Here is a 23,384-nt window from a genome sequence, read left to right as displayed (position 1 = left end):
TTTTTTTCCTCTCTAACCAGTTATCTGAACCCATTGATTTTTACGTGAAGACTCTCGTGGTGGGATTCCAATCACAATTGGTATGGCATCTTGAATTTTATATCGAAAGCCATATCGATAAAAATAATCGTTTGAAATTGGTGTGTCACTATCTTTAAATAAAGAGAACATTTGTAATGCCGATTGTAATTGTTTTCTGTTTTTTCCAGAAGGTAAGTGTGTTAAACCATTTGATGTTTCACGATTAACCCAAACTTCATATGAACAGTTCTGCGATGTAAGCTGTTTACATGTTCCAATAGCGATTTCGATTAACTCTTCACACTTATGATGAAAAGAAAACCCTTTTTGATCTGCTAAATTCACAAAGACTGCATAACGATCACTTTGTGTAAAATCATATTTTTTCGCCATTAAATCTCCATTTTTTGCTGTTGCTCCCCAATGTATTGATCGGAAATCTTCACTTTCATAACGTTTTACGCCAATTAATTTTGTTTCATCATATAAAGGAGAGACTAATGCTTTTCTAATACCTTGATATTCCAAACTTTCAGGAAGATGGACTTTCCGCAAGTTTGGATAGACATGGAAGTAAGGCCCCTCTATATTTAAGAAATGAATCGTAATAAGTCGCAGTGGATCATTAACAACTAAATGTGCATTATTCCAACTGAATATTCCTCGTTTTAGAACAGTTGTATTGAATGTAAACGATTTAATTTCTTGCTTTTTTAAGGAAAAGGGAAGTTTGTAGTAATTTTTGATTAGTGTAGTTGGAATAAATCCTTTATTTTCCCATACGATTTCTTCATCTGAATTAAACTGAAATGATGCTTCATAAATCATTAAAGATGATTTGTTTTGAAAAGTTATCGAACAATCAGTCGTTTCATCAGTAAACAAATGGTCTTGCTTTTGAGTAATTTCCCAGCGAATTTCACATTTCCTTACATAATAATGTGAATAAGTGACAAGTAATATATGAAAAAGACAAGCAGCTAAATAATAGATTGATTGACTGAAAATCGAAAATAAAATCGCTAAACAAATCGATAAGCTAATCGTAAATGGATGTGCAATCAAATGGTATTGATAAGTTTTTTTCATATTTGTTCAACCGGTGCAAAGACAGATTCTAATATTTCTTTCATTATTAGACGTTTCGTCGTCTTCATTTCACCTTCAATTGTTAATGATAGCCGATGACTACAAACAGGGATTGCCAATATGCGTACATCTTCTGGAGTACAATAATCTCGTTCATTTAATAGTGCACGTGCCTGTATTGCCCTAGTAAATGCTAAAGTACCACGAGGACTTACACCAATTTCAATTTGCTCATGATTTCTTGTAAGATGAATAATTTGAAGTATGTAATTTAGTACATCTTCATGAATAGACACTTTTTTAGCATTTTCTTGATATAAAAGAATTTCTTCACAACTTATGACACTTTGCAAGTCTTGAATCGGATTATTTTCTTTGAAACGAAAAATCATGTCTTTTTCTTGTTGTAATGATGGGTATCCTTGACGAATCGTAAGTAAAAAACGATCTAATTGAGCATCAGGAAGAGGAAAAGTACCTGCTGACTCTAATGGGTTTTGTGTTGCAAGTACAAGGAAGGGGACAGGTAATTTGTGGGTTTCCCCTGCAATTGTAACTGTTCGTTCTTCCATAACTTCAAGTAATGCAGACTGAGTACGTGGCACTGCTCGATTTATTTCATCAACTAAGACTATATTTGAAAAAATTGGTCCTTTTCGTGTTTTGAAATCAGCGGCCTTTAGATCAAAATATTCAAGACCAGTTACATCGCCAGGCAGTGTGTCAGCCGTGAATTGAAGACGCTTAAAATCAGCATGTATTGATTTTGCTAAAGTTTTTGCAAGTGTTGTTTTTCCAGTTCCTGGAACATCCTCCAGTAAAATATGTCCGTTTGCAATTAATCCGACCATTAAAAGATCAATTGCATGCTCTTGGCCAATAAGAACATTTGAGATATTTTGTTTGATTTTATCTAGTGACATACAACTCACCTTACTTTCTTTGATAATATGGAAAAATTTGTATTTTTTAATTATACAATATTTACTATATATTTGTGAATATTCGTATAATTTGTGACGGCTTTCTAATTTGAGTTAGTATTTTGTTACAATCAAATCGATTACTTATCTGGAACATAAAAAAACGACTGTTCTAAAACAGTCGTTTTTAATTACCAATTATATCTTTCACTCGTCCTACTTGACCATCTTGAAGTCTAACTTTGATGCCATGTGGATGTGAAGGGGAGTTTGTTAATATGTCTTTTACAATTCCAGTTGTTAATTTTCCAGAACGCTGGTCTTGTTTTAAAACAATATTAACTTTTGCACCAATTATTACATTAGAACGGATTTTACCGTCCATTTTAAACTCCCATACGTTTACGTTGATTATTTGGCTTTTTCGCAATTTGATTTTTTTTCGTCATATCTTTTACTGAATTAAGGCCAGTATTGTTAGACGATTGTTGTTGCTTTTTACTTGCAAGTTTTTGTTTCATTAAGTCCTGAAGACTTACTTTTTTTGGTTCGTTTTTTTCAGTCATAACTCGAGTTCCTCCAATTTCATCATACCTTAATAATGACTTGTTGAAGGTAAATTAGCAAGTCCATAGGTTAAATAAATTTTATCCTTCTTTTTCAGTATTTTTCTTATGAAATTCTTCCATTTTTTTACTTTTAGAGTAAGCAGATTCTTCAGAGTGACCGAATTGATCAACAGAACTTTTCTGAGGACCTTTGTTCGTATGTCCTTTTGCCATTTTAACCCCTCCTTTTTAAGTATTATGTACTTAAATTCGAAATCCTATTTTTGAATAAACTTTTAATTTATAAGGGAATCTATTTATGATAATCGTTTTTAGGAGGATAAAAATGACTAGTAAAAATGGAAGTAAAGGTAGCAAAAATCAAAATGCTCCTGAGTTACATGGACAACCACCACAAAGCGGGGACAATTCTAAAGGAAATGACTATCGCTCAAGAAAAGGAAGTAAGTCTAAAACTGAACTGCATTAATAGAAAACGTCCAATTTTGGGCGTTTTTTATTTCGGAATAAGTAAGTAAATGATCAACAAAAAAACGCTTGTAAACAAGCGCTTTAAATAAATCAATATATTTGCTGAACTTATTCTTTGAACGAAAATCCTTCTTCATCTAAGTATTCAGCTGCTTCACCATAGCTATTAAATGTTCCATCAAGGTTTTCACCAGCGTAAACATTCCACATGTCCATTTCAGAAATAAGCTTCAGAATTTGTCCACTTTTATTTGCCCAAATTTCTTCTACTTCTTCATCATTTTCTACGAAAGGTGTATAATCAGTAGATAAGTTTTCAATCGATTTAGTAATAATAATACGTAGGTCCTCTTCTGAGAAATCTCTTATATTTACCATACCTTTATCATTCGTTTTATATCCTCTGATTCCTTCAGCATAAACAAATCCATTGCCATTTGGATGTAAGTGGAAAACAACATTCTTTTTTTCTTTCAGACTTTCTTCATATTGGAAATTAATTCGTCCAAGTGAAACAGATTTTTTTGTCAATTCAGGAAAAGATTCGATAATAGAAAGCTTTTGTTCGTAAGTTAGCATAATGCCTCCAAATAATTTTTTATTTACTATATTTTGTAAGTAACGTAACAAATATAACAAAAATGACTTAAAAAAGACATCTAATTGTCATATTTCAGCTTAGTTTAATTTGGTAGAATAATACTGCTGAACAGAAGAGAACCAATCCTTTCGACTTATTCTTAGAAATAGTTTTAACATACAATACATAGAAGGTGATCAACTTGACATTAAAGCAACAATTTATTGAGAAGAAATTTTATAAAACTTATTTAAATGAAAATGAAAACGATCCAGTTGCTGTCCTTGCAGATTTAAGAAACAGTAACCATCCTGATGATGATATTGATCATTCATCAATCCGTTTCGCGCAAGGTGAATTATATTTTGAAAACAAAGACTTTGAAACAGCAGTATTCAAATGGGAAAAAGTTGGAAACCAATTAAAAGATTGGGCTAAGAAAAATATCGCTGACTCTTATTATGAGATTGGTTCATTTGAAACAGCTGAAAAGCTGTATAAGGAAGTTAAAACGGAAAGTAATACATTAACTTCTGAGATTTTTCTTCAATTATTTTCATTGTATATTGATATTTCAAATTATGAACAAGCCGATCGTATTATAAAAGAAGCGGTTAAATTCAACCCTGATTATCCAAGGGTGACAAAAATTGCACGTAAATTTTATGAGAAAAATCATGATTGGAATAGTGCAGTTGATCTAGCGTCAAACGAATCAATTCGTACAGAAGATTTAAAATGGTTTACTGTCTTAAAAGGGTACATATCAAATGGTGTCACAAAAGAAATGGCACCAGATTATTTCGTTCAACCTTTAATTTCATTAGGTAGAGCGAATCTTGAGCATTTTGAGTTAATGGTAGAAGCATTATGGAACAGCTATCGTGAACAATCAAATTATATTAATTGGTTACAAACATTTAACGAGATGTTATTCCAAATTAATGTGGAAACTGGTATTAAGTGGAATCGATTGCCATCAATCTATTCAAATACTTACAAAGAATTAGTAGAAGGTAATTACTTTGTTTCTCAGTTAGAAGATATGATGCCAAACTTCTTAACTAACTGGTTACGTATTACTGATTTAAATGGAGCAGTTTTGGCTACAACTGCTACACTGGCATGGGATCGAATATTCCCAGGGCGAATCGAATATCAAATTGCTATTGATGCTGAGATGGCATTTGAACAATTACAACAGACACCAGATGTCTTTGAAAGTGGAAAAGAATTATTTGAAAATATTTTACAATGGGCACTGTTAAATGAAATTGAAGTCGGAGACCGCTTCGAATGGTGGTCATCAAAATTAACTAATTTTGAAAATACGACAATGTTAGTTGCTGGTACTGCAGGAAATGGTAAGTCATCATTTGTAAATTCACTTTTAGGTGAAAAAATGATGGGATCATCTACTACAATCCCAGTATTGTTTGAGCAAAATGCTGAAACTCAAATTACAGTGTTTTCGAAAGACGGAGATACACAACTGCCTGAATATGCAGATTTCTATGATTTGACAACAGTTGAAAATGAATTAATTAAAGGTGACGAATTAGTATTTTATGAGTTGCCAAATAAATTCTTACAAAAGCACAGTCTTTCAATAATTGATACTCCAGGAATAGATGGTGTAGAAATTAATACAAAAGCATTGTTTGAGTCAGTAAAACTTGCTGATCGATTAGTATATGTATTAAACGCAACAGCTCCATATACTGAAAACGAACGAAAAATTCTCGTTTCAATCCAAAAACAGTTACCAACTTTACCGATTCATTTTATCTTAAATAAAATGGATTCGATTTATAGTAATGAAGAATTAGAGCGAGTTCTTGCAGAAATTCAAGAGAAGATTAAGTTGGATTTCCCAAATGCGAAGGTATTACCATATTCTTCAATTTATAGTAATCAAGATCAATTCAATGAATTAGAACGATTTATTGAAAATAATGTTCTTTCAACAGTAGGAAATTCGAAACATACTGAAAAATTATTACTTGCAATTCGTAAGTTAATTAATTTCTTATTAGAAAAACGAGTAGAGAAAGAAAATGATTTACGTTCTGATATCGAGTGGAATGAAGTTTTAGATGATAAATTAAATGGATTGCTTCACTCGTTAAAAGATAAAGAAATGGAGCATGTTCATACCGTTACAAGCTCTTATCGTCAATTAAAAGATGAATTGAAATATGATTTAAAATTAAGTATTCCAGCACTTTTAAAAGAGTGTAAGGAATTAATAAAAGAAGACAGTGACTTCAATTCGATTCTTGAAACATTAAATGACGAGATGAATCAACGTATTCAAGGTTATGTAAGAGATGTAACTTTACCTAAGTTAAATGAAGTTTTACAAGTTTGGATTAAAGAATCAGGAGTTCTTCTTGAAGGAACTCAAGCATATTTAGCTGATATGACTGATTCATTAAACTCATATATTGGAACTGACCATTTAAACCTTGAGTGTGACTTTAAGGTACTTGATGACTGGCGTCGTGATGCGGATCGAATGACAAGCATGACTCAGCTGGATGATATGAATATTTTATTAAACTCATCTCCGTCTCAATTTATTTTAAAAAGCTCAGGTATTTTATTAGGTTTATTGCCTCAAAATAAATCAAAACTTGTTGCTCAATATCAAAAATATGTTGATAATGTGAACTATGATGATATTACATCAGAATTATCGAATAAGTTTTTCTTACAGTTCGAAATGTTTGAAAAGACATTACCAAGAGATTTATCGATGTTTTTAAATACACCATATGAACATATTCATGAGCTAGTTGATCAAACAAGGGCTTCGATTTCAAGCTATGTAGCAACATTAGACGAAATGAAATCTAATCCAAGCATTTACTTTGATCCAATTACTTACTTCACTGTTCGATTAAGACAATTTGAATTTTTAGCATTACGTAAATAAATAAAAAGAGTGTACCGAATTGGTACACTCTTTACTTGTTTTAGCTCTGTAAGAAAGATTGTTGAGTTCCACTCCAGGATGCTCGGGCCTGCTCCTATGTGGTCTCTGGTGTCCTATAACTCCCGCAACAAGCACCGTACACTTCAATCAATTTATTATCTTTGTCTATTGTCTACTTTACGACAACCTGATTATAAAACCAATTATTTAAATGTAGCCAGTATTTAAATAGAAACAATAAACATTTACACAGCCTATTTAAAATCTTCAATCTCTTCTTCAAAAGGAACATCAACGACAATCGTTTGATTTCCTTCTTTCATTTTGACATATCCACCCCAAGGGATTTGATGAATTAAAAATCCACCTTTTGAATCAATTGAAAAATGAGCAATCTTATCATTGTCTTGATCTAACAAAATAATTTCCTTTTCATTTCCAAGAAGCCTTATTCCATCATGACAATTAATTTGTATTTTCCAATTACCTAATCTACTAATCAAAAAGTGACTCATCTTTTTCCCCCATTCGTAACATTTTTTCTGTATTACTTAATTAATACTAGCTTCAATCTAAATTTCCTTTAAAATTTAACAGTGCTTTTAAATAAATAAAAAACGCTAAATGAACAGCGTTTTTACGATCTCAGAACGAATAACTCATTTTGGAATATTCCATTCGTTGTACTTTTTCATTGCTTTACGAGTTAGGAAGAAACCGACTCCTAAAATAATTAGCCAAAAAATTATTAATAATGAATTACCAACTAAAAAAACTGTTGTATTTTTTAATCCGTTTGAAATTGATTTTATGTTTTCCTTAAACTTTACTGCAATTCTATCACTAACTGTTTTTGGTGGAGTAGTGTCTGTTATTGTTGCTACTTCAATAACTGAAAGATTAATTGTGCTGTAATTTACTAATGAATCATATGACTTTAAAGTTGTAGTTAAACTTTCGATTTCATAGCGAACATTCGATAACTCTTTTTCAAGTTGGATAATATCACTTAATGAACCTGATTTTTTTAAAAGATCCAGTAATCGTTCTTCTTGAATCTTTAATGATTTTACCCTAGTTTCAGTATCAAAGTATTGATTTGAAATATCTTCAGATGAGATTGATTTTGAAATGATATTTCCAATTTTATTTATGCTTTCTAAATAAGCATTTAGTTTAGAAGATGGGATTCGTATCGTATAATGTGCACTTCTTGAAGGATGACCTTCCTTATTGTTTTGATCTAATAAAGAAGTTCCTGATACTTGGTTTGATTGAATATATCCATTGTAGTTTGTGACAGATTTTTCGAGAGCATTGATAGTTTTATTAAATTTTTTTGTCTCAATTGATAAATCCGCAGTTTTAATTAGCTTTTGATCCATCTTCATTTGTTGATTCAATTGTTGTTTTTCATCTTTTACACCAGCGGATTCAGTTAAACTGGTTTTATCTGCCTTTAAAGAATCTGAATAAATTTCTGAATCATTCTTTACATTGGTATCGGAGCAAGCTGTGATAAGAGATAAAAAGATAATCGAAAAAATTAATATTTTTGAAAAATGGTAGAACTTAGCCATAAGTATTCACCTCATTCGAATGATTTTTACAATTCTAGATGTATACTAATTATGTAATATTAAAATTTTTTAATTTAATACACTATACCATATTTAAATTCTAGTTCAAATCGGATCTAACTTGTTAAGTTAAGCAATTTCAAATTGAAAATAGTAAAATTAGAAAAAAATAAAAATTTTGACTATTAATCCTTTTTATGACAAAATGATGAAAACAAAATAGTAGGGAATAGGTGTAATTGTATTTTATTTAATTATTTAATTATTTAAATACATTACTTAATAGGGAAGATTGGTGAAATTCCAACACGGTCCCGCCACTGTAATAGGGGAGTAAATAAAAAAGTGCCACTTTTTAGCTAGGGAAGGCTTTTATTTACATTGATCCTAAAGTCAGGAGACCTGCCTGTTCTAACGACGCTGTTTGACCTACGAGAGATAGGGAGGTGCCTTATGGAATGGAAACTGACAAAAAGGTATTCTAATTATTTTTGTTTTCCAACTTAAAGGCATTTTTATCTCGTTTGAGATGAAAATGCTTTTTATTTTAAAAAAAAGGAGTGTTTAGTGTGGTTTACTTAACTAATTTAGGATACCCAAGAATTGGTGAAAATCGAGAATGGAAAAAAACGCTAGAAAGATTTTGGCAAGGGAAAATGGATCAAGAAGAGTTTGAACAGGAAATGAAATCAATTAGACTCGGTTTAATCAAAAAACAGCAAGATTCTGGTATTGAGCTAATTCCAGTAAACGATTTTACGTACTATGATCATGTACTAGATTTTGCAACGATGTTTGGATGGATTCCAGAACGCTATGGAAAAATCGACAAAGAACCATCACTAGATGTTTACTTTTCCCTAGCAAGAGGTAGTAATAAAACAGTAGCATGTGAAATGACAAAATGGTTTAATACAAATTATCACTATATCGTACCTGAATATAATCATAAACAAAAATCTAAGCTACTTTACAATAAACCCTTACAAGCTTTTATCGAAGTGAAAAATGAATTAGGTATTAAAACTAAGCCTGTCATTCTAGGAATCTATACATTTGTTCAACTTTCAAAAGGATATCAAAAAAATGAAACACAAAATGTGATAGAAGAATTATTGCCAGTTTATATAAAGATGTTACAAGAACTAGAAAATGAAGGTGTAGAATGGATCCAAATTGATGAGCCATGTCTCGTGTTAGAAGAGACGCAGGTTGATATTCATTTTATTAAACAGATCTACACACAAATTTGCGATGCTGTACCTACTTTATCAATCATGTTACAAACATATTTTGATAGTGTTGAACAATATATTGATTTAATAACTTTTCCAGTGCAAGGTATTGGTTTAGATTTTGTACATGGAAAGGAAGAAAACTTGAATGCAATTCTTAACCATGGTTTTCCAAAAGAGAAGGTACTTGGATGTGGAATTGTTAATGGAAGAAATATCTGGAGAAATGATTTATCTGAAACAATAAATTTACTTGATAAACTACAATCACATATCAATCCAAAAGATTGGTGGATCCAGCCTTCATGTAGCTTGCTCCATGTGCCGGTTTCTAAGAAAGTAGAAAACACATTGAATCCAATTCTGCAAAATGCATTATCTTTTGCAGACGAAAAAATACAAGAATTGGTAATCTTAAAAGCTGCATTTCAAAATGGGGTAAGTAATGTTAAAAATGAAATGGAATTTTCGAGTCAATGTTTAAATGACTTACATCAATTAAGTCAAAATAACCAAGCACTAAAAGATGAGTTATCAAAATTAAGTGAGGCCGATTTTAAACGTTCAGTTCCATTCGGGCATCGCTACAAAAAGCAAAATGAAGCAATGAATCTACCAATCCTACCGACAACAACGATAGGCAGTTTCCCGCAGACGAAGGATATAAAAATTGCTCGACAAAAGTGGAGACAAGGTAAATTAAATGACACCGAATATGTTAATCTTATCAACTTTAAAATAAAAGAATGGATCGAACTTCAAGAAAAACTTGAACTAGATGTATTAGTTCATGGAGAATATGAAAGAACCGATATGGTTGAATATTTTGGAGAAAAGCTAAATGGTTTTGCTTTCACAAAAAATGCATGGGTTCAATCTTATGGATCTAGATGCGTGAAACCACCAATTATATTTAGTAGTGTTGAATTTATTAAACCTATTACAGTAAGTGAATCAAAATATGCTCAAAGTTTAACGACAAAACCAGTAAAAGGTATGTTAACTGGCCCATTAACTATTTTAAATTGGTCGTTTGTACGAGAGAATTGCCCTCGTGAGGAAATAACAACTGAAATTGCACTAGCTTTACGTAAAGAAGTAGCAGCGCTAGAAGAAGCTGGTATTTCAATAATTCAAGTAGATGAGCCGGCCATACGAGAAGGATTACCATTGAAAAAAAGAAATTGGAATCATTATTTAAATTGGGTTACAAAAGCATTCCGTCTTGCTACTTCAAGTGTCAAACCTGAGACACAAATCCATACTCATATGTGCTATAGCAGTTTTGGAGATATTATGGACGCAATCATTGACTTAGACGCAGATGTTATCTCGATTGAACATGCAAGGAGTCATGAGGAATTTGCTATGTACTTAGCGAAACATCCATATCCTTATGGAATTGGCTTAGGAGTTTATGATATTCATAGTCCTCGAGTACCGACAATTGAAGAAATGGAACAAAATATTTTAAGTTCTTTACAAGTATGTGATGCCAATCGTTTTTGGATTAATCCAGATTGTGGTTTAAAAACTAGGGAAGAATCAGAAGTTCTCGACGCATTATCAAATATGGTTAAATCTGCAAAAAAAGTCCGAGAATATTTTTACTCAATTATTTAATAGACAGGTGAAATCGATGAATGGTAAATATGTAAAAGAATCTAGAGAATTTAATAGTAGCAGAGTATTTCCAACTGATTTAAATAACCACGGTACATTATTCGGAGGAAAGATGCTTGCTGATATGGATTTAATCGCTTCTATTTCAGCAACTAAGCATGCAAGGATGGAATGTGTAACCGCATCGATGGATTCAGTTGAGTTTTTAGGTCCTGTAAGAGAAAGTGATTGTATATATTATGAATCATTTGTCATTTTAACTGGTAAAAGTTCAATGGAAGTTTTTGTTCGTGCTACAGCGGAGGATCTCTTATCTGGTGAAAGAAGAGTTGCTGCGACTTGTTTTGTTACTTTTGTTGCACTTAAAGATGGCATTCCACATAAAGTAGTAGAAGTAATTCCAGAAACTGTAGAAGAAATTAAATTACAGCAATTAGCTTTTAAACGACTTGAAAGTCGTCAAATAAGAAAAAATTTTAGTAAAGAATTAGCACAAATTTGGAAAGATTAAAAGTATAGATTGAAATAACTAAAATTATAAGCTATTATATAGTTAATATTTTGAAGGAGGCATCAAACTTAGACACTATGTACAATATCCGATAACTTTTTAAGCTAATTAATTTTATAGCAAAAAAGTACTCTGCCTGTAGTCAGAGAAATTGGATAAGTATGTCTATTTTTAAGCCGTGATTTATATGGATTTTTACCTTTGCGTTTCGTTTGGCATGGGTGTATATAATCACATCTTCATTTCGGACATTAAAAGTATGAGTAAATAGTTTATTTACTGTACAACAAAACCCATCCATTCACACACAGGCAGATGCTTGTGTGTTTTTTATTTTGTAAAATCGGATGGAGTGATCAGTATGTTTATTATAAAAGCAAATAATGTAAGTATAGAATTAAATGGATTAACGATTTTTGAAAATGGTAACTTGGAAATTATTGAGGGAGAACGTGTTGCATTAATTGGTGAAAATGGTATAGGTAAAACGACTTTTATTAATGCGTTAATGGGGAAAATTCCGCTTTCTAAAGGTACTTTAAAATTGAAATTTTCAATGGATGAGATTGGTTGGTTATTGACTGATGAAGATGAACTACAAAGGGAAACGACGAGGGAAGTAGTCGAATCAAGCGATGAAAGGCGATTCTTTCTAAAGAAGAATTTAGATAGGCTTTCAAAAGACTTATCAAATGAGCAAATTCTAAGCAAATACAATCAATATTTATGTGATTACATTGATTTAAATGGGTATGAATGGGAAACGAAAATTGAACAAGAACTAAAGAAATTTCAATTACCGAATTATGTTTGGGATATACCATATAAGCAGTTGAGTGGAGGACAAAAAACGAAAGCCAAATTAGCAAAAATGATGATGAGGCAACCCAAATTGCTTATTTTAGATGAACCGACAAATCACTTAGATACAGAATCTATACAATGGTTAACAGATTGGCTTAATTCATTTAAAGGTACGGTGTTATTTATTTCTCACGAGAGACAGTTTATTGATGATGTAGCAACGAAAACAGTCGAGTTGACTGAAAAAGGTACTGTTAAATATAATGGTGGTTATTCTGAGTATAAGTTGCAAAAAGAGCATGAGCATAAGACAAATCAAGCTCTATACGATAAACAAGAGGCAGAGAAGAGAAAATTAATTGAAACAATCAATCAATATAAACAATGGTTTTCACAAGGTCATCAAGCCGCTAGTGAACGCGATCCTTTTACGAAGAAAAAAGCAGGGAAAAATGCGTTGCGTTTTAAAGCGAAAGAAAAAGATTTAGAAAGACTTGAGAAAAGAAAAATTGAAAAACCAAAAGAGGTTAAAACAATATCGGCCATTTTTGAAAATGAAGCTTTTTCAGGAAAACAAATGATTACATTTGATTCAGTTGATTTTTCATACAATGAAGAAGAATCTTTATTTAAAGATGTGAATTTTAATCTAAACCGTGATGAGCGATTAGCTGTTATTGGGAAAAATGGATCGGGCAAGACAACGTTTTTAAACTTATTAACTGGAAATTTGGAACCTACTAAAGGCAGTATTCGACATAACCCACAATTAAAAATTGGCTATTTTATGCAAGAACTAGAAACATTAAATGAAGAGTCAATAATCTTAAACGAAATATTATCTTTACCAAATATGACTGAAACAGAAGCAAGAACGATTTTAGCATGTTTTTTATTTAGAAAAGATGATGTTTATAAGAAAATTAGCCAACTAAGTATGGGTGAAAAATGCAGGGTAGCTTTTGTTAAGTTATATTTTTCGGACTCCAATCTGCTAGTACTTGATGAGCCGACAAATTACTTGGATATTCATACAAGGGAGAGAATTGAAGACGCATTAGCGGTTTATCACGGCGCGGTTGTAATTGTTTCGCATGATCCTTATTTATTAAGGAAGGTTTCAAATCGAGTAGTTCATATTGAGAAGGGAACATTATATGAGTTTAATGGTTCTTTTGTGGACTGGAATGGAAGAGTAGTGATTTCAAACGAGATGCAAAGTTTACTAAATGACCGAACAAGATTAGAGTTAGAAATTTCGGCATTAATTGCAGAAGAAATTGAAGAAGTTGAAAAATCATTTCAATTAAAAAAAATTGTCTCATTACGAGAAGAGCTAAATCAAATTAATATGATGATCAATCATAAATAACAATAGTAAAAAAGTGTGTCTTCACTATTACTTGTGAAAACACACTTTTTTCACATACTAGGTAAAGTAAATCCTTCACCTAAAACATCATTTACATCATTAATAACTACAAAGGCATTTGGATCAATTGCATGTATTATTTTTTTTAACTCAAATAGTTCATTTTTGTTAATTATAATATATAAGGTTTCTTTACTTACTCCTGAGTAATGTCCTTTTGCAGGGAAGATTGTTACCCCACGATTCATATCATTCGATACAATTGCTGCGATTTCATCAGCTTTATCTGAAATGACATTAATGGCTTTTCTAGGGTTAAGTCCTTCCATAATATAGTCTAATACTTTAATACCGATATAGATTGAAATAATCGTATACATCGTTTTTTCGAATCCAATGACAAAATATCCACCAGCTACTACGATCAAATCAAAGACTAATAAGGATTTACTAATACTCCAACCAAAATATTGATGGACCATTTGTGCTAATACAGTAGATCCACCTGTTGTACCACCCGCTCGAAAAACGATTCCTAATCCAACACCAATAAAAACACCTGCAAAAATAGTTCCTAATAAAGTTTCACTTGTCGGTACACCGAAACCATCTGTAATTCGAAGAAAGAATGAAATGGCAAGAATCGAAATAATCGTATAGATGATTAATTGCTTTTTTAAAAATTTATATCCGATTATTAAAAGTGAAGCATTTAATATGAAATAAACAATATCGGGTGACCAATGAAAGAGGTAATATGTAATCATTGTTATCCCAGTGAAGCCACCTTCAGCTAATTTATTCGGTATCGCAAAGAAGTTAATACCGATTGCAAAAATAGCTGATCCAATTAATAGACTTAAAATTTCCAAGTATTTTTTACGCACTGTTAACCCCCCCGTCTTGATCTTTTTGCACTTCTATCATTCTACCGAATAATAATAAATGAAGTAAAGGGATTTATGAAATAAAAACATGTATTTGAAGGAATAGTTTTGAATGCGTTTTCATACCTTTATATAGACAAGCTATAAAGGAGGAATAAATATGGTATATGCGTCACCTGGCAAAAATGGATCATTAGTTACATTCAAAAATAGGTACGATAATTTTATTGGAGGGGAATGGGTAAGACCAGTAAGAGAACAGTATTTTGGAAATGTTACGCCAATTACTGGACAAGTTTTCTGTGAGGTTGCTAGATCTACGGAAGAAGATATTAATCTAGCATTAGATGCTGCTCATCGTGCGAAGGATAAATGGGGAAGAACTTCAGTAACGGAAAGAGCAACACTACTAAATAAAATAGCAGACCGAATGGAAGAAAATAAAGAGTATTTATCGGTTTGTGAAACATGGGAAAATGGTAAACCTGTCAGAGAAACATTAGCAGCCGATATCCCACTTGCAATTGATCATTTTAGATATTTTGCAGGTTGTATACGGTCTCAAGAAGGTTCTCTTGGTGAAATTGATGGTGATACTGTTGCTTATCATTATAAAGAGCCATTAGGGGTTGTTGGTCAAATCATACCATGGAATTTCCCAATATTAATGGCGGTGTGGAAGCTTGCACCTGCTTTAGCTGCAGGTAATTGTGTCGTATTAAAGCCGGCAGAACAAACTCCAACTTCAGTTTTAATATTAATGGAATTAATTCAAGATTTGGTACCACCTGGCGTTATTAATGTGGTAAATGGATTTGGTTTAGAAGCAGGTAAACCTTTAGCATCGAGTAATCGAATTTCTAAAATTGCCTTTACTGGTGAAACTTCAACTGGTCGTTTAATTATGGAATATGCTTCAAAAAATCTAATTCCTGTTACATTAGAATTAGGAGGAAAATCACCTAATATTTTCTTCGAAGATGTAATGGATAATGAAGAATTTTTTGATAAAGCGCTAGAAGGATTTACAATGTTTGCTTTAAACCAAGGAGAAGTATGTACTTGTCCATCAAGAGCATTAATTCATGAATCGATCTATGAAGAGTTCATGGATAAAGCTGTAAAGCGAGTTAAGGCAATTAAACAAGGTAATCCATTAGATCCAGAAACAATGATTGGATCACAAGCGTCTCAAGAACAACTAAATAAAATACTTTCATATTTTGAAATTGGCAAAAATGAAGGTGCAGAAGTATTAGTTGGAGGAAGTCGAAATGTTCTTGAAGGGGAACTTCGAGATGGATATTATGTAAATCCTACGATCTTTAAAGGAAGAAATGATATGAGAGTTTTCCAAGAAGAAATTTTTGGTCCAGTCGTTTCTGTAACAACATTTAAAACAAAAGAAGAGGCATTACAAATTGCAAATGATACTGCTTATGGTCTAGGTGCTGGAGTTTGGACACGAGACATGGATACTGCATATCGTTTTGGTCGTAATATTGAAGCTGGCCGTGTATGGGTAAACTGTTATCATGCATATCCAGCACACGCAGCATTTGGTGGCTACAAAAATTCAGGTGTAGGTCGTGAAACACATAAAATGATGTTAGACCATTACCAAAATACAAAAAATTTGCTAGTTAGCTATTCTCCAAGTAAACTAGGATTCTTTTAAGTTACATAAGACACTTCAGTATTAATACTGAGGTGTTTTTATTTTGATTTCTTTTTTTTGATGGTTTGAATGAAAATTAGATTCCCTACGAAATAGTCTAAAAGAAAATGTATTCCATAAAATAATAGACATAAATGAAATATTTTTTTGATTCTTTCAGTAATTTATTAAATTTTAGCACTAAAGTTAAACCAATTTAAATAGTAAAGCACTTAGGTTATAGAATGTTGTTTTCAAAAAAGATTTTATAGTAAATTACCTTTATGAAGTTGATTGGTACGGAAGGTGCTTGACTCCTGTGGGAGTAGCGGGAAGGGTGAGACCCACGCAAGGTGTGAATGCGCCGAGGAGGCTCACCACACGCCCCACGGAAAGCAAGCATCCTGGAGTGGATATCAACTCGATCATAGGATTTTTAATTTTGGCATACGCTTTAATCTTTATTTCCTTTATTTTACCTTATCAAACAATTACGAAAAAAGTTAAATAAACACTAGATTAGTTTGATTAGAAAATTAATTCAATGTATGATAAAGACGTTGAAAATAAATAGAAAATTTCAAAATAAAAGGGGAAAGCCAATGAATAGTAACATTAATAAAGAATATGTACTTCAAACCGCGAAACAATTACTAGAATTCAATAGTCCTAGTGGATTTTGTTTTGAAATTATGGAGTTAATTCAATCTTGGTCAAATAGTCTTGGTTATGAATTTGAAACGACTAACAAAGGCTGTGGAGTCATTACAATTCCAGGTAAAAGCAATGAACAAGTCATAGGCCTATCAGCACATGTCGATACATTAGGAGCAATGGTGCGATCGGTTACTAGCAAAGGTACATTAAAGTTTACAATGATTGGTGGACCAATTGTCCCAACATTAGATGGAGAGTATTGCCAAATTAGAACGCGTGAAGGGAAAATCTACTCTGGTACTTTTTTATCAACTAGCCCGTCAATCCACGTATTCGAAGATAGTAAAACAAAAAAACGCGATCCGGAACATATGGAAGTGCGTATTGATGAATGTGTTAAAACAAAGGACGACGTATTAAAGCTGGGAATAAGTCCCGGAGATTTTATTTTCTTTGATCCAAAAACGACAATCACAGATAGTGGTTTTATCAAATCTCGTTTTATCGATGATAAGGCTAGTGTAGCTTGTTTATTAGGATTATTAGAATTATTTAAAAGAGAGCATATCGTTCCGACTTATACGACAAAATTATTTATTTCAACTTATGAAGAAGTTGGACATGGATCTTCTTATATACCAGCAGACATTACGGAGTTAATTTCTGTCGATATGGGATGTATAGGTGACGATTTAACATGTACAGAGTATGATGTGTCAATTTGTGCGAAAGATTCAGGTGGTCCTTACGATTACAATATGACAACTGACTTAGTTAATTTAGCGAAACAAAATGATCTTAGTTTTGCAGTTGATATTTATCCAATGTACGGATCAGATACAGTTGCTGCACTTCGTGGTGGTCAAGATATTAGAGGTGCATTAATAGGTCCTGGAGTTCATGCTTCACATGGGATGGAAAGAACACACTATAATGCATTAGAAAATACGATGAAATTATTGTATTACTATTTAACAAAATAAAGAAAAGCTGCTTGAGGTTATCTCAGCAGCTTTTTTAAATGGATATATTCTTAATATGAAAGTCGTTGAACACCGTTTAGTTCGCTATCAGAGCGGAATTCTCCATTTGAATTAATCTTTTTAAGTGTAAACGTGAAAAAATAAGCCGAAAGTGAATCTCGCTTTTTCTCTTGTAGTTTGTTAATTAATAATTGTTTTGTACCTGCACCAACAACACCGTCGGCTTCTAGGTAATTATCAGTTTGAAATTCTTTTACTGCATTTTCTGTACCTGCAGCAAAATAACCATCAACACCATTTGTCGAATAACCTAGCTTAGTTAAAGTATCTTGTAGCCATTCAACTTCACTTCCAACACTTCCGAGTTGTAGGCTTGTTGGAATGTCAGTTGGTTTTGTCACGACAACAGTATCTGAATCAGAATTAAATAAATGGTTCGTTGTCGCTATCTGGTTAAATGTTTTATTTGATGAAGTAATAAAAACAGTCGTATTCTTTTGAACCTGATCGAATAGCCATTCAACTTCTTCATCATACATTCTTACACAACCACTACTCGCATACGTGCCAATAGAGCTAGGATTATTATTTCCGTGAATTGCATAGGTTGTACCCCAAGTACCTCTAGCGTTTAAACCCAACCAACGATTGCCAAGTGGATTTTTTGGATCACCGCCGGGAATATTTTCTTTAAAATAAGGCCGATTAACAATTTTAGTAACAATTTTAAACTTTCCCTCTGGCGTTAAATCTTGACTTCTTCCAGTTGCAACTTTAAACTCCTTCACCAATTTACCATCCTCATAAAATGCTAATCTATTTATCGCTTTATTAATGATGATAAGTTGTGAGACTTGTTTGTTTTCTGCAAAAGAATGAATCAAATTCGTAAATAAAAAACAAATAAGAATCGAACAAAAAATGAAACAGCGCTTAAACAATTTTTTCCCCCTAACATTATTAAACAAATAAGTAGCTTTACTATCATATGTAGGATGGCTTGTCCTATATAATGAAAGTTTTAAAATAAGGAAAAAGATAGAGAAAAAGTAGATAAAATGATCCAGGGATGAGAAAAAAGAAAGAGATGTAAACGGTTTATATTATTTTTATACTTTTCAGAAAAATCTGATATAATCAAGCTATTAAGGAGGGATGAAATGAATGATACATATGGAATTAAACTAGGTAAAAAGGCTTTTTTTCAGTCGGTAATTATTCTATTAATATTAATGATTATTTCAGGTGTTTTAACAAAATTTTTTACACCAGGTCACTATGAACGTGTGATGAAAGATGGGGTACAAGTTGTAAATCCAGATAGTTTCACATACTTGTCCAATAGTGATGGACTGTCGGCTCTCCATTGGATATTCGCACCAATATTAGTTTTATTTTCAAAAGACGCTTTAATTACCATTACGATTATCTTGTTTATATTAATAGTTGGTGGTTCTTTTGCTGTTTTTGATGCAATCAAAATATTTGAAGTAATCATTGAAAGATTTCTTAATAAGTACGAAAACTCTCGCTTTTTATTAATCTTAATTTTTTCATTATTTTTTATGATATTAGGTGCAGTCTTTGGTATCTTGGAGGAAGTCGTTCCATTAATCCCAATCATGATATTAGTTGCTGAACGACTAGGTTGGGATAAGTTAATGGGACTTGGATTGAGTCTTCTATCTGTTTCTTTTGGCTTTTCTGCAGCACTTTTTAACCCATTCACAATTGGAATCGCCCAACAACTTGCAAATGTACCACTATTTTCAGGTATGGGGTACCGAATTTTTATTTTTATTACGACATATTTAATTCTTGTTGCATTTTTAGTTTGGTATGCGAAAAAACTTGAAAAACGTAAAAATGCTTCTGAAAGTATAAAGCAAAAAAGTAACGGTGAAGTAGAGAAATTTAATGTAACAAAGAATAGTTTAATTGCCATTCTATCTGGCTTTATCATTTTATGTTTAATAATGATTGTGATGCCAATCATTGGTTTGGCAGATTATTCAATGCCAATTATCGCCGTAAGTTTCCTTTTGATAAGTATAATTTCTGGAAAGTTAAATAATGTTTCGTTTAAACGCTTATTAAGCATTTTTGGTAAAGGTGCGATCAATCTTTCGCCAAGTGCGATCTTAATTTTATTAGCAATGGGTGTTAAATATATCGTTGAGACAAGTAACGTAATGGACTCAATCTTATATTCAACTGCAAACGCATTAAATGGACAAAGTCCTTATTTAGCTGGATTTTATATGTACTTAATTGTATTTGCCTTGCAATTTTTTATTCCCTCGGCAACTGCAAAAGCTTTTCTTGTCATGCCAATACTAACTCCATTAGGTGACTTAGTCGGAATTACTAGACAAAGTGTAGTTCTTGCATTTAATTTTGGAGATGGATTCAGCCATGTATTATATCCCTCGAATCCAATGCTGTTAATTGCTCTAAGTCTCGCAGCAGTTAATTATTGGAAGTGGATAAAATGGACAATCTTACTCCAAGCAGTCTTGTTTGTAATCACTGTTGTCTTTTTATTTTTAGCAATTCATTTTAATTATGGTCCTATTTAAGAAGGTGAGAAAATGAAAAACTATTATACTGAAACATATGAAGATTCATTAAAACAATTTTTAACTTTGCCTAATCGTCTAAGAGAAAAATGGGGGAATGTAAAGTTAATTGAATTAGATAAGAATAATGAAAAAGTAGGGATGAAGATTATACTTTGTGAAGCAGCAGAATCGGAAAAAGTAATCATCCTATCGTCGGGACTTCATGGAATAGAAGGTTTTGTAGGTTCCGCGATGATTCAATTATTTACTGATAAATTTATTCAATCTATTAATTCAAAAACTACGAGTCTAATTTTAATACACGGAATTAACGCATGGGGAATGAAGAATTTTAGGAAAGTTAATGAAGACAATATTGATTTGAACCGAAACTTTGTTATTGATTGGAAAAATAAGGACCAGTTAAAAAATCCTGAGTATAGTGAAGCAGTGAATTTATTAGAAATGCCAAATTATACAAATTTCCGTTTTTATCAAAATTTTATTCAAACTGTAGTGAAACTAAAACCAAAAGGCTTAACAAAAGCGGTGACACTTGGTCAATTTGATAATCGGAATGGAATCTATTATGGGGGAACTGAACATACAAATGTTGTTTCTTATTTAATGGATTATTATCAATCCCTTTTAAGTAAATATAAAGATATTATTTTTCTTGATCTCCATACTGGATACGGTCCATCAAATCAAATGCATCTAGTAAACTCAAAACACGAAAAAAGAAATAAAGAGTTTTGGAAAACGAAATTTAATTATCCTTATATCCAATGTAATGACGGTGATTCATTTTATCATATTAATGGGGATATGGTTGATTGCATTTATAACATTCATAAAAACGGTGGATACCATTCTAATTTGTTTGCCACTACTTTCGAATTCGGAACAATTGGTGAAACTTTATTAGCACAAACAGAAAGCTTAAAAATAACAATTGAAGATAATTATTTAGCAGTGAAAGAAAATCAAATTAATAATGAGAAAAGAATTAATAGAATGAAAAAATTATATTATCCAAGTTCAAAAAAATGGAGAGAAAAGGCTATTTCGGATGCTGAGGTAGCATTTAAAAATATTTTATTATCACTCGATTAAAAAAAGAAAAGACTTGCCCAAAAGTCAGTTACTCTGATTTTTGGAACAGTCTTTTGTATTTTTATTTATCAATACTTTTCACTAAAACAACAGTGGAATTACCACTTGAGTTAAGAGGCTTATAACAAATTGCGATAAGCATTTTTGTTGCTAATTAGTATGTCATTTCAATGTATTAATAAATATTAGAGAAGCGAAGTTGATGTGGTGAATTAATGAATGGTAGATATATTGTTTTAGTCACATTTTTTGTTCTGGTTTAGAAAATTTGTTTAGATAGTTATAGTACCCTTTAAAGGGATGAACCTAATCGCACTTCTCTATATGATTTTTGTTTTTAAAAGGCTTTTTCAAAGCACACTAATGATAAGATGTGTGATTGGAACGGAAGGTGCGAGACTCCTGTGGGAGTAGCGGGACAGGTGAGACCCCGCAGGCTAGCCGAGGAGGCTCATCGAACGCCCCACGGAAAGCGAGCATCCTGGAGTGGAAATCGACGAGTACCTCTTTTAAATAGAGACTAAGATTACTAATGAGGATATCCCATGTTTTATTTATCAATTCGAAATTACTTATTGTATTTAAGTATTTCTTTATTTGCGCCTATTCTTTATAATTTGTATAACTTAATTAAGATATTTTAAAAAAGGAGGTTATACATTGAGAGCAACAATTAAAGATGTAGCAAAGCATGCAGGAGTTAGTGTAGCATCGATTTCTCGTTTTTTAAATAAAAAAGGATATGTAAGTGAAGCAACTCAAGCGAAAATTAAACATGCTATTCAAGAATTAAACTATCAACCAAATGAAGTTGCTCGAGCTTTGTTTAAAAGAGAAACAAAAACAATTGGAGTCATCATTCCGAATATCAGAATTTATTTCTTTTCTGAATTAGTGAATTATATCGAGTACTATGCAAGTAAAATGGGTTATCGTATTATGCTATGTAATACGGACTATTCATCAGATCGTGAAAGAGATTATTTAGAAATGCTTAGAAATCAACAAATTGATGGGATAATATTAGGAAGTCATTCTCTACCTGTTGAACAATATATAAATCTTCAATTACCGGTCGTTTCAGTCGATCGCTTTTTAGATGATAAAATTCCTCTGATTACAAGTGATAATAGTATGGGTGGGAAATTGGCAGCTGAGAAATTATATAATTCAGGCTGTAAAAATGTAGGTTTTTTTGGATTGCTAGACGATAAGAAGAATTTAACTACAGAAAGATATAGCTCATTCAAAAAAACATGTATAAAACTAGGGATGATTTGTATTGCACAGCAACCAGAATATACGAAAGATATTAATGGGGAGAAGCATTCAGATTTAGACTTGGTTAGAAAATTCATTAGTGAAAATGAAGAACTTGATGGTTTGTTCACTGTCGATCCATTAGCATTAGCGGCGATCAGGGTATGTCAAGAAAGGGGATTAAAGATTCCATTGGAATTCCAAATTATTGGATACGATGATTTGTCTTTTGCGAAAATGACTTTTCCATCAATCACAACAATTAAACAACCGATTTCTCAACTGGCAGAAGTAGCAATTGGAAATTTAATAGATAGTATTAACGGTAATGCAGTTCAAAATCGAACGATTTTACCTGTTTCGCTAATCGAACGAGAAACGACTAAAAATGACTGTTAAATAAGTGTTTTCAAAATGAGAACAACTTGTTAAAATAGAATGTGTAACCGGTTACCTAAAAAATCTTAAGTAATTCGGTAAGTCAGATAAAAATTAGCTAAAATATAAAAGAATGTGCATGCGGTTGCCTATTTTACATTTCATCTTT

General features: G+C 31.9%; 20 protein-coding genes and 1 riboswitch. Of the genes, 10 read left to right on the top strand and 10 right to left on the bottom strand.

Annotation, left to right across the window (positions count from 1 at the left end; translation table 11 throughout):
- Positions 1–12: 12 nt before the first annotated feature.
- From B7R65_RS02275 to B7R65_RS21640, 5 genes are all read right to left on the bottom strand, one after another.
- The gene (locus tag B7R65_RS02275) at positions 13–1,110 is read right to left on the bottom strand and encodes a DUF58 domain-containing protein (protein ID WP_088041122.1); all 1,098 of its coding nucleotides are present in this window, start codon (positions 1,108–1,110) and stop codon (positions 13–15) included.
- Entirely contained in the window at positions 1,107–2,033 is a 927-nt protein-coding gene (locus B7R65_RS02270) for an AAA family ATPase (protein ID WP_088041121.1), read from the bottom strand. The genes B7R65_RS02275 and B7R65_RS02270 overlap by 4 nt, the downstream gene beginning before the upstream one ends.
- Before the next feature lie 187 nt (positions 2,034–2,220).
- On the bottom strand, positions 2,221–2,418 hold the full coding sequence (locus B7R65_RS02265) for a YwbE family protein (protein ID WP_088041120.1): 198 nt from the start codon (positions 2,416–2,418) through the stop codon (positions 2,221–2,223).
- 1 nt (position 2,419) lies between these two features.
- Entirely contained in the window at positions 2,420–2,599 is a 180-nt protein-coding gene (locus B7R65_RS02260; protein ID WP_088041119.1) for a hypothetical protein, read from the bottom strand.
- A gap of 81 nt (positions 2,600–2,680) precedes the next feature.
- Positions 2,681–2,815, bottom strand: coding sequence for a hypothetical protein (locus tag B7R65_RS21640; RefSeq protein ID WP_256941125.1), 135 nt, complete (start codon positions 2,813–2,815; stop codon positions 2,681–2,683).
- A gap of 112 nt (positions 2,816–2,927) precedes the next feature.
- Here B7R65_RS21640 and B7R65_RS02255 point away from each other — a divergent pair, with 112 nt between their 5' ends.
- Complete coding sequence (locus B7R65_RS02255; RefSeq protein WP_088041118.1) at positions 2,928–3,071, top strand: imidazoleglycerol-phosphate dehydratase; 144 nt, start codon at positions 2,928–2,930, stop codon at positions 3,069–3,071.
- A 110-nt stretch (positions 3,072–3,181) separates the two neighbouring features.
- Here the strand turns inward: B7R65_RS02255 and B7R65_RS02250 are convergent, their stop codons facing one another.
- Positions 3,182–3,652: a hypothetical protein gene (locus tag B7R65_RS02250; RefSeq protein ID WP_088041117.1), complete on the bottom strand. Its 471-nt coding sequence runs from the start codon at positions 3,650–3,652 to the stop codon at positions 3,182–3,184.
- A 203-nt stretch (positions 3,653–3,855) separates the two neighbouring features.
- On the opposite strand from B7R65_RS02250, the gene B7R65_RS02245 reads away from it, so the two are divergent.
- Entirely contained in the window at positions 3,856–6,591 is a 2,736-nt protein-coding gene (locus B7R65_RS02245; protein WP_088041116.1) for a dynamin family protein, read from the top strand.
- Positions 6,592–6,845: 254 nt separating this feature from the next.
- Here B7R65_RS02245 and B7R65_RS02240 read toward each other — a convergent pair whose 3' ends face one another.
- Positions 6,846–7,106 (bottom strand): hypothetical protein, encoded by a 261-nt coding sequence (locus B7R65_RS02240; RefSeq protein WP_088041115.1) that lies wholly within the window; start codon positions 7,104–7,106, stop codon positions 6,846–6,848.
- Between the two features lie 144 nt (positions 7,107–7,250).
- The gene (locus B7R65_RS02235) at positions 7,251–8,171 is read right to left on the bottom strand and encodes a DUF4349 domain-containing protein (protein ID WP_088041114.1); all 921 of its coding nucleotides are present in this window, start codon (positions 8,169–8,171) and stop codon (positions 7,251–7,253) included.
- A 217-nt stretch (positions 8,172–8,388) separates the two neighbouring features.
- Positions 8,389–8,595, top strand: a riboswitch (cobalamin riboswitch).
- 136 nt (positions 8,596–8,731) lie between these two features.
- Here B7R65_RS02235 and metE point away from each other — a divergent pair.
- The 3 genes from metE (at position 8,732) to abc-f (ending at position 13,716) form a co-directional block, all read left to right on the top strand.
- Complete coding sequence (gene metE / locus B7R65_RS02230; protein ID WP_088041113.1) at positions 8,732–11,029, top strand: 5-methyltetrahydropteroyltriglutamate--homocysteine S-methyltransferase; 2,298 nt, start codon at positions 8,732–8,734, stop codon at positions 11,027–11,029.
- 16 nt (positions 11,030–11,045) lie between these two features.
- A complete protein-coding gene (locus tag B7R65_RS02225) occupies positions 11,046–11,540 on the top strand; it encodes an acyl-CoA thioesterase (protein WP_088041112.1) in 495 nt (164 codons plus the stop codon).
- A 361-nt stretch (positions 11,541–11,901) separates the two neighbouring features.
- Positions 11,902–13,716, top strand: coding sequence for a ribosomal protection-like ABC-F family protein (gene abc-f / locus B7R65_RS02220; protein WP_088041111.1), 1,815 nt, complete (start codon positions 11,902–11,904; stop codon positions 13,714–13,716).
- 50 nt (positions 13,717–13,766) lie between these two features.
- On the opposite strand, the gene B7R65_RS02215 is transcribed toward abc-f, so the two are convergent.
- Positions 13,767–14,603: a YitT family protein gene (locus tag B7R65_RS02215; RefSeq protein WP_088041110.1), complete on the bottom strand. Its 837-nt coding sequence runs from the start codon at positions 14,601–14,603 to the stop codon at positions 13,767–13,769.
- A gap of 160 nt (positions 14,604–14,763) precedes the next feature.
- Between B7R65_RS02215 and exaC the strand changes: the two genes are divergently transcribed.
- A complete protein-coding gene (gene exaC / locus B7R65_RS02210) occupies positions 14,764–16,281 on the top strand; it encodes an acetaldehyde dehydrogenase ExaC (RefSeq protein ID WP_088041109.1) in 1,518 nt (505 codons plus the stop codon).
- A 581-nt stretch (positions 16,282–16,862) separates the two neighbouring features.
- On the top strand, positions 16,863–17,900 hold the full coding sequence (locus B7R65_RS02205; protein ID WP_088041108.1) for a M42 family metallopeptidase: 1,038 nt from the start codon (positions 16,863–16,865) through the stop codon (positions 17,898–17,900).
- Between the two features lie 50 nt (positions 17,901–17,950).
- Here B7R65_RS02205 and B7R65_RS02200 read toward each other — a convergent pair whose 3' ends face one another.
- Positions 17,951–18,841: a L,D-transpeptidase family protein gene (locus B7R65_RS02200; protein WP_373419538.1), complete on the bottom strand. Its 891-nt coding sequence runs from the start codon at positions 18,839–18,841 to the stop codon at positions 17,951–17,953.
- A gap of 219 nt (positions 18,842–19,060) precedes the next feature.
- On the opposite strand from B7R65_RS02200, the gene B7R65_RS02195 reads away from it, so the two are divergent.
- From B7R65_RS02195 to B7R65_RS02185, 3 genes are all read left to right on the top strand, one after another.
- Entirely contained in the window at positions 19,061–20,479 is a 1,419-nt protein-coding gene (locus B7R65_RS02195; RefSeq protein ID WP_088041107.1) for a YfcC family protein, read from the top strand.
- 12 nt (positions 20,480–20,491) lie between these two features.
- Positions 20,492–21,577 (top strand): M14 family metallopeptidase, encoded by a 1,086-nt coding sequence (locus tag B7R65_RS02190; RefSeq protein ID WP_088041106.1) that lies wholly within the window; start codon positions 20,492–20,494, stop codon positions 21,575–21,577.
- A 660-nt stretch (positions 21,578–22,237) separates the two neighbouring features.
- A complete protein-coding gene (locus tag B7R65_RS02185) occupies positions 22,238–23,236 on the top strand; it encodes a LacI family DNA-binding transcriptional regulator (protein ID WP_088041105.1) in 999 nt (332 codons plus the stop codon).
- Positions 23,237–23,384 lie beyond the last annotated feature (148 nt).

The organism is Bacillus sp. EAC (assembly GCF_002156875.1).
In the GTDB taxonomy this organism is placed as follows: domain Bacteria; phylum Bacillota; class Bacilli; order Bacillales; family Bacillaceae_G; genus Gottfriedia.
This window is presented reverse-complemented; position numbering and strand designations above follow the sequence as displayed.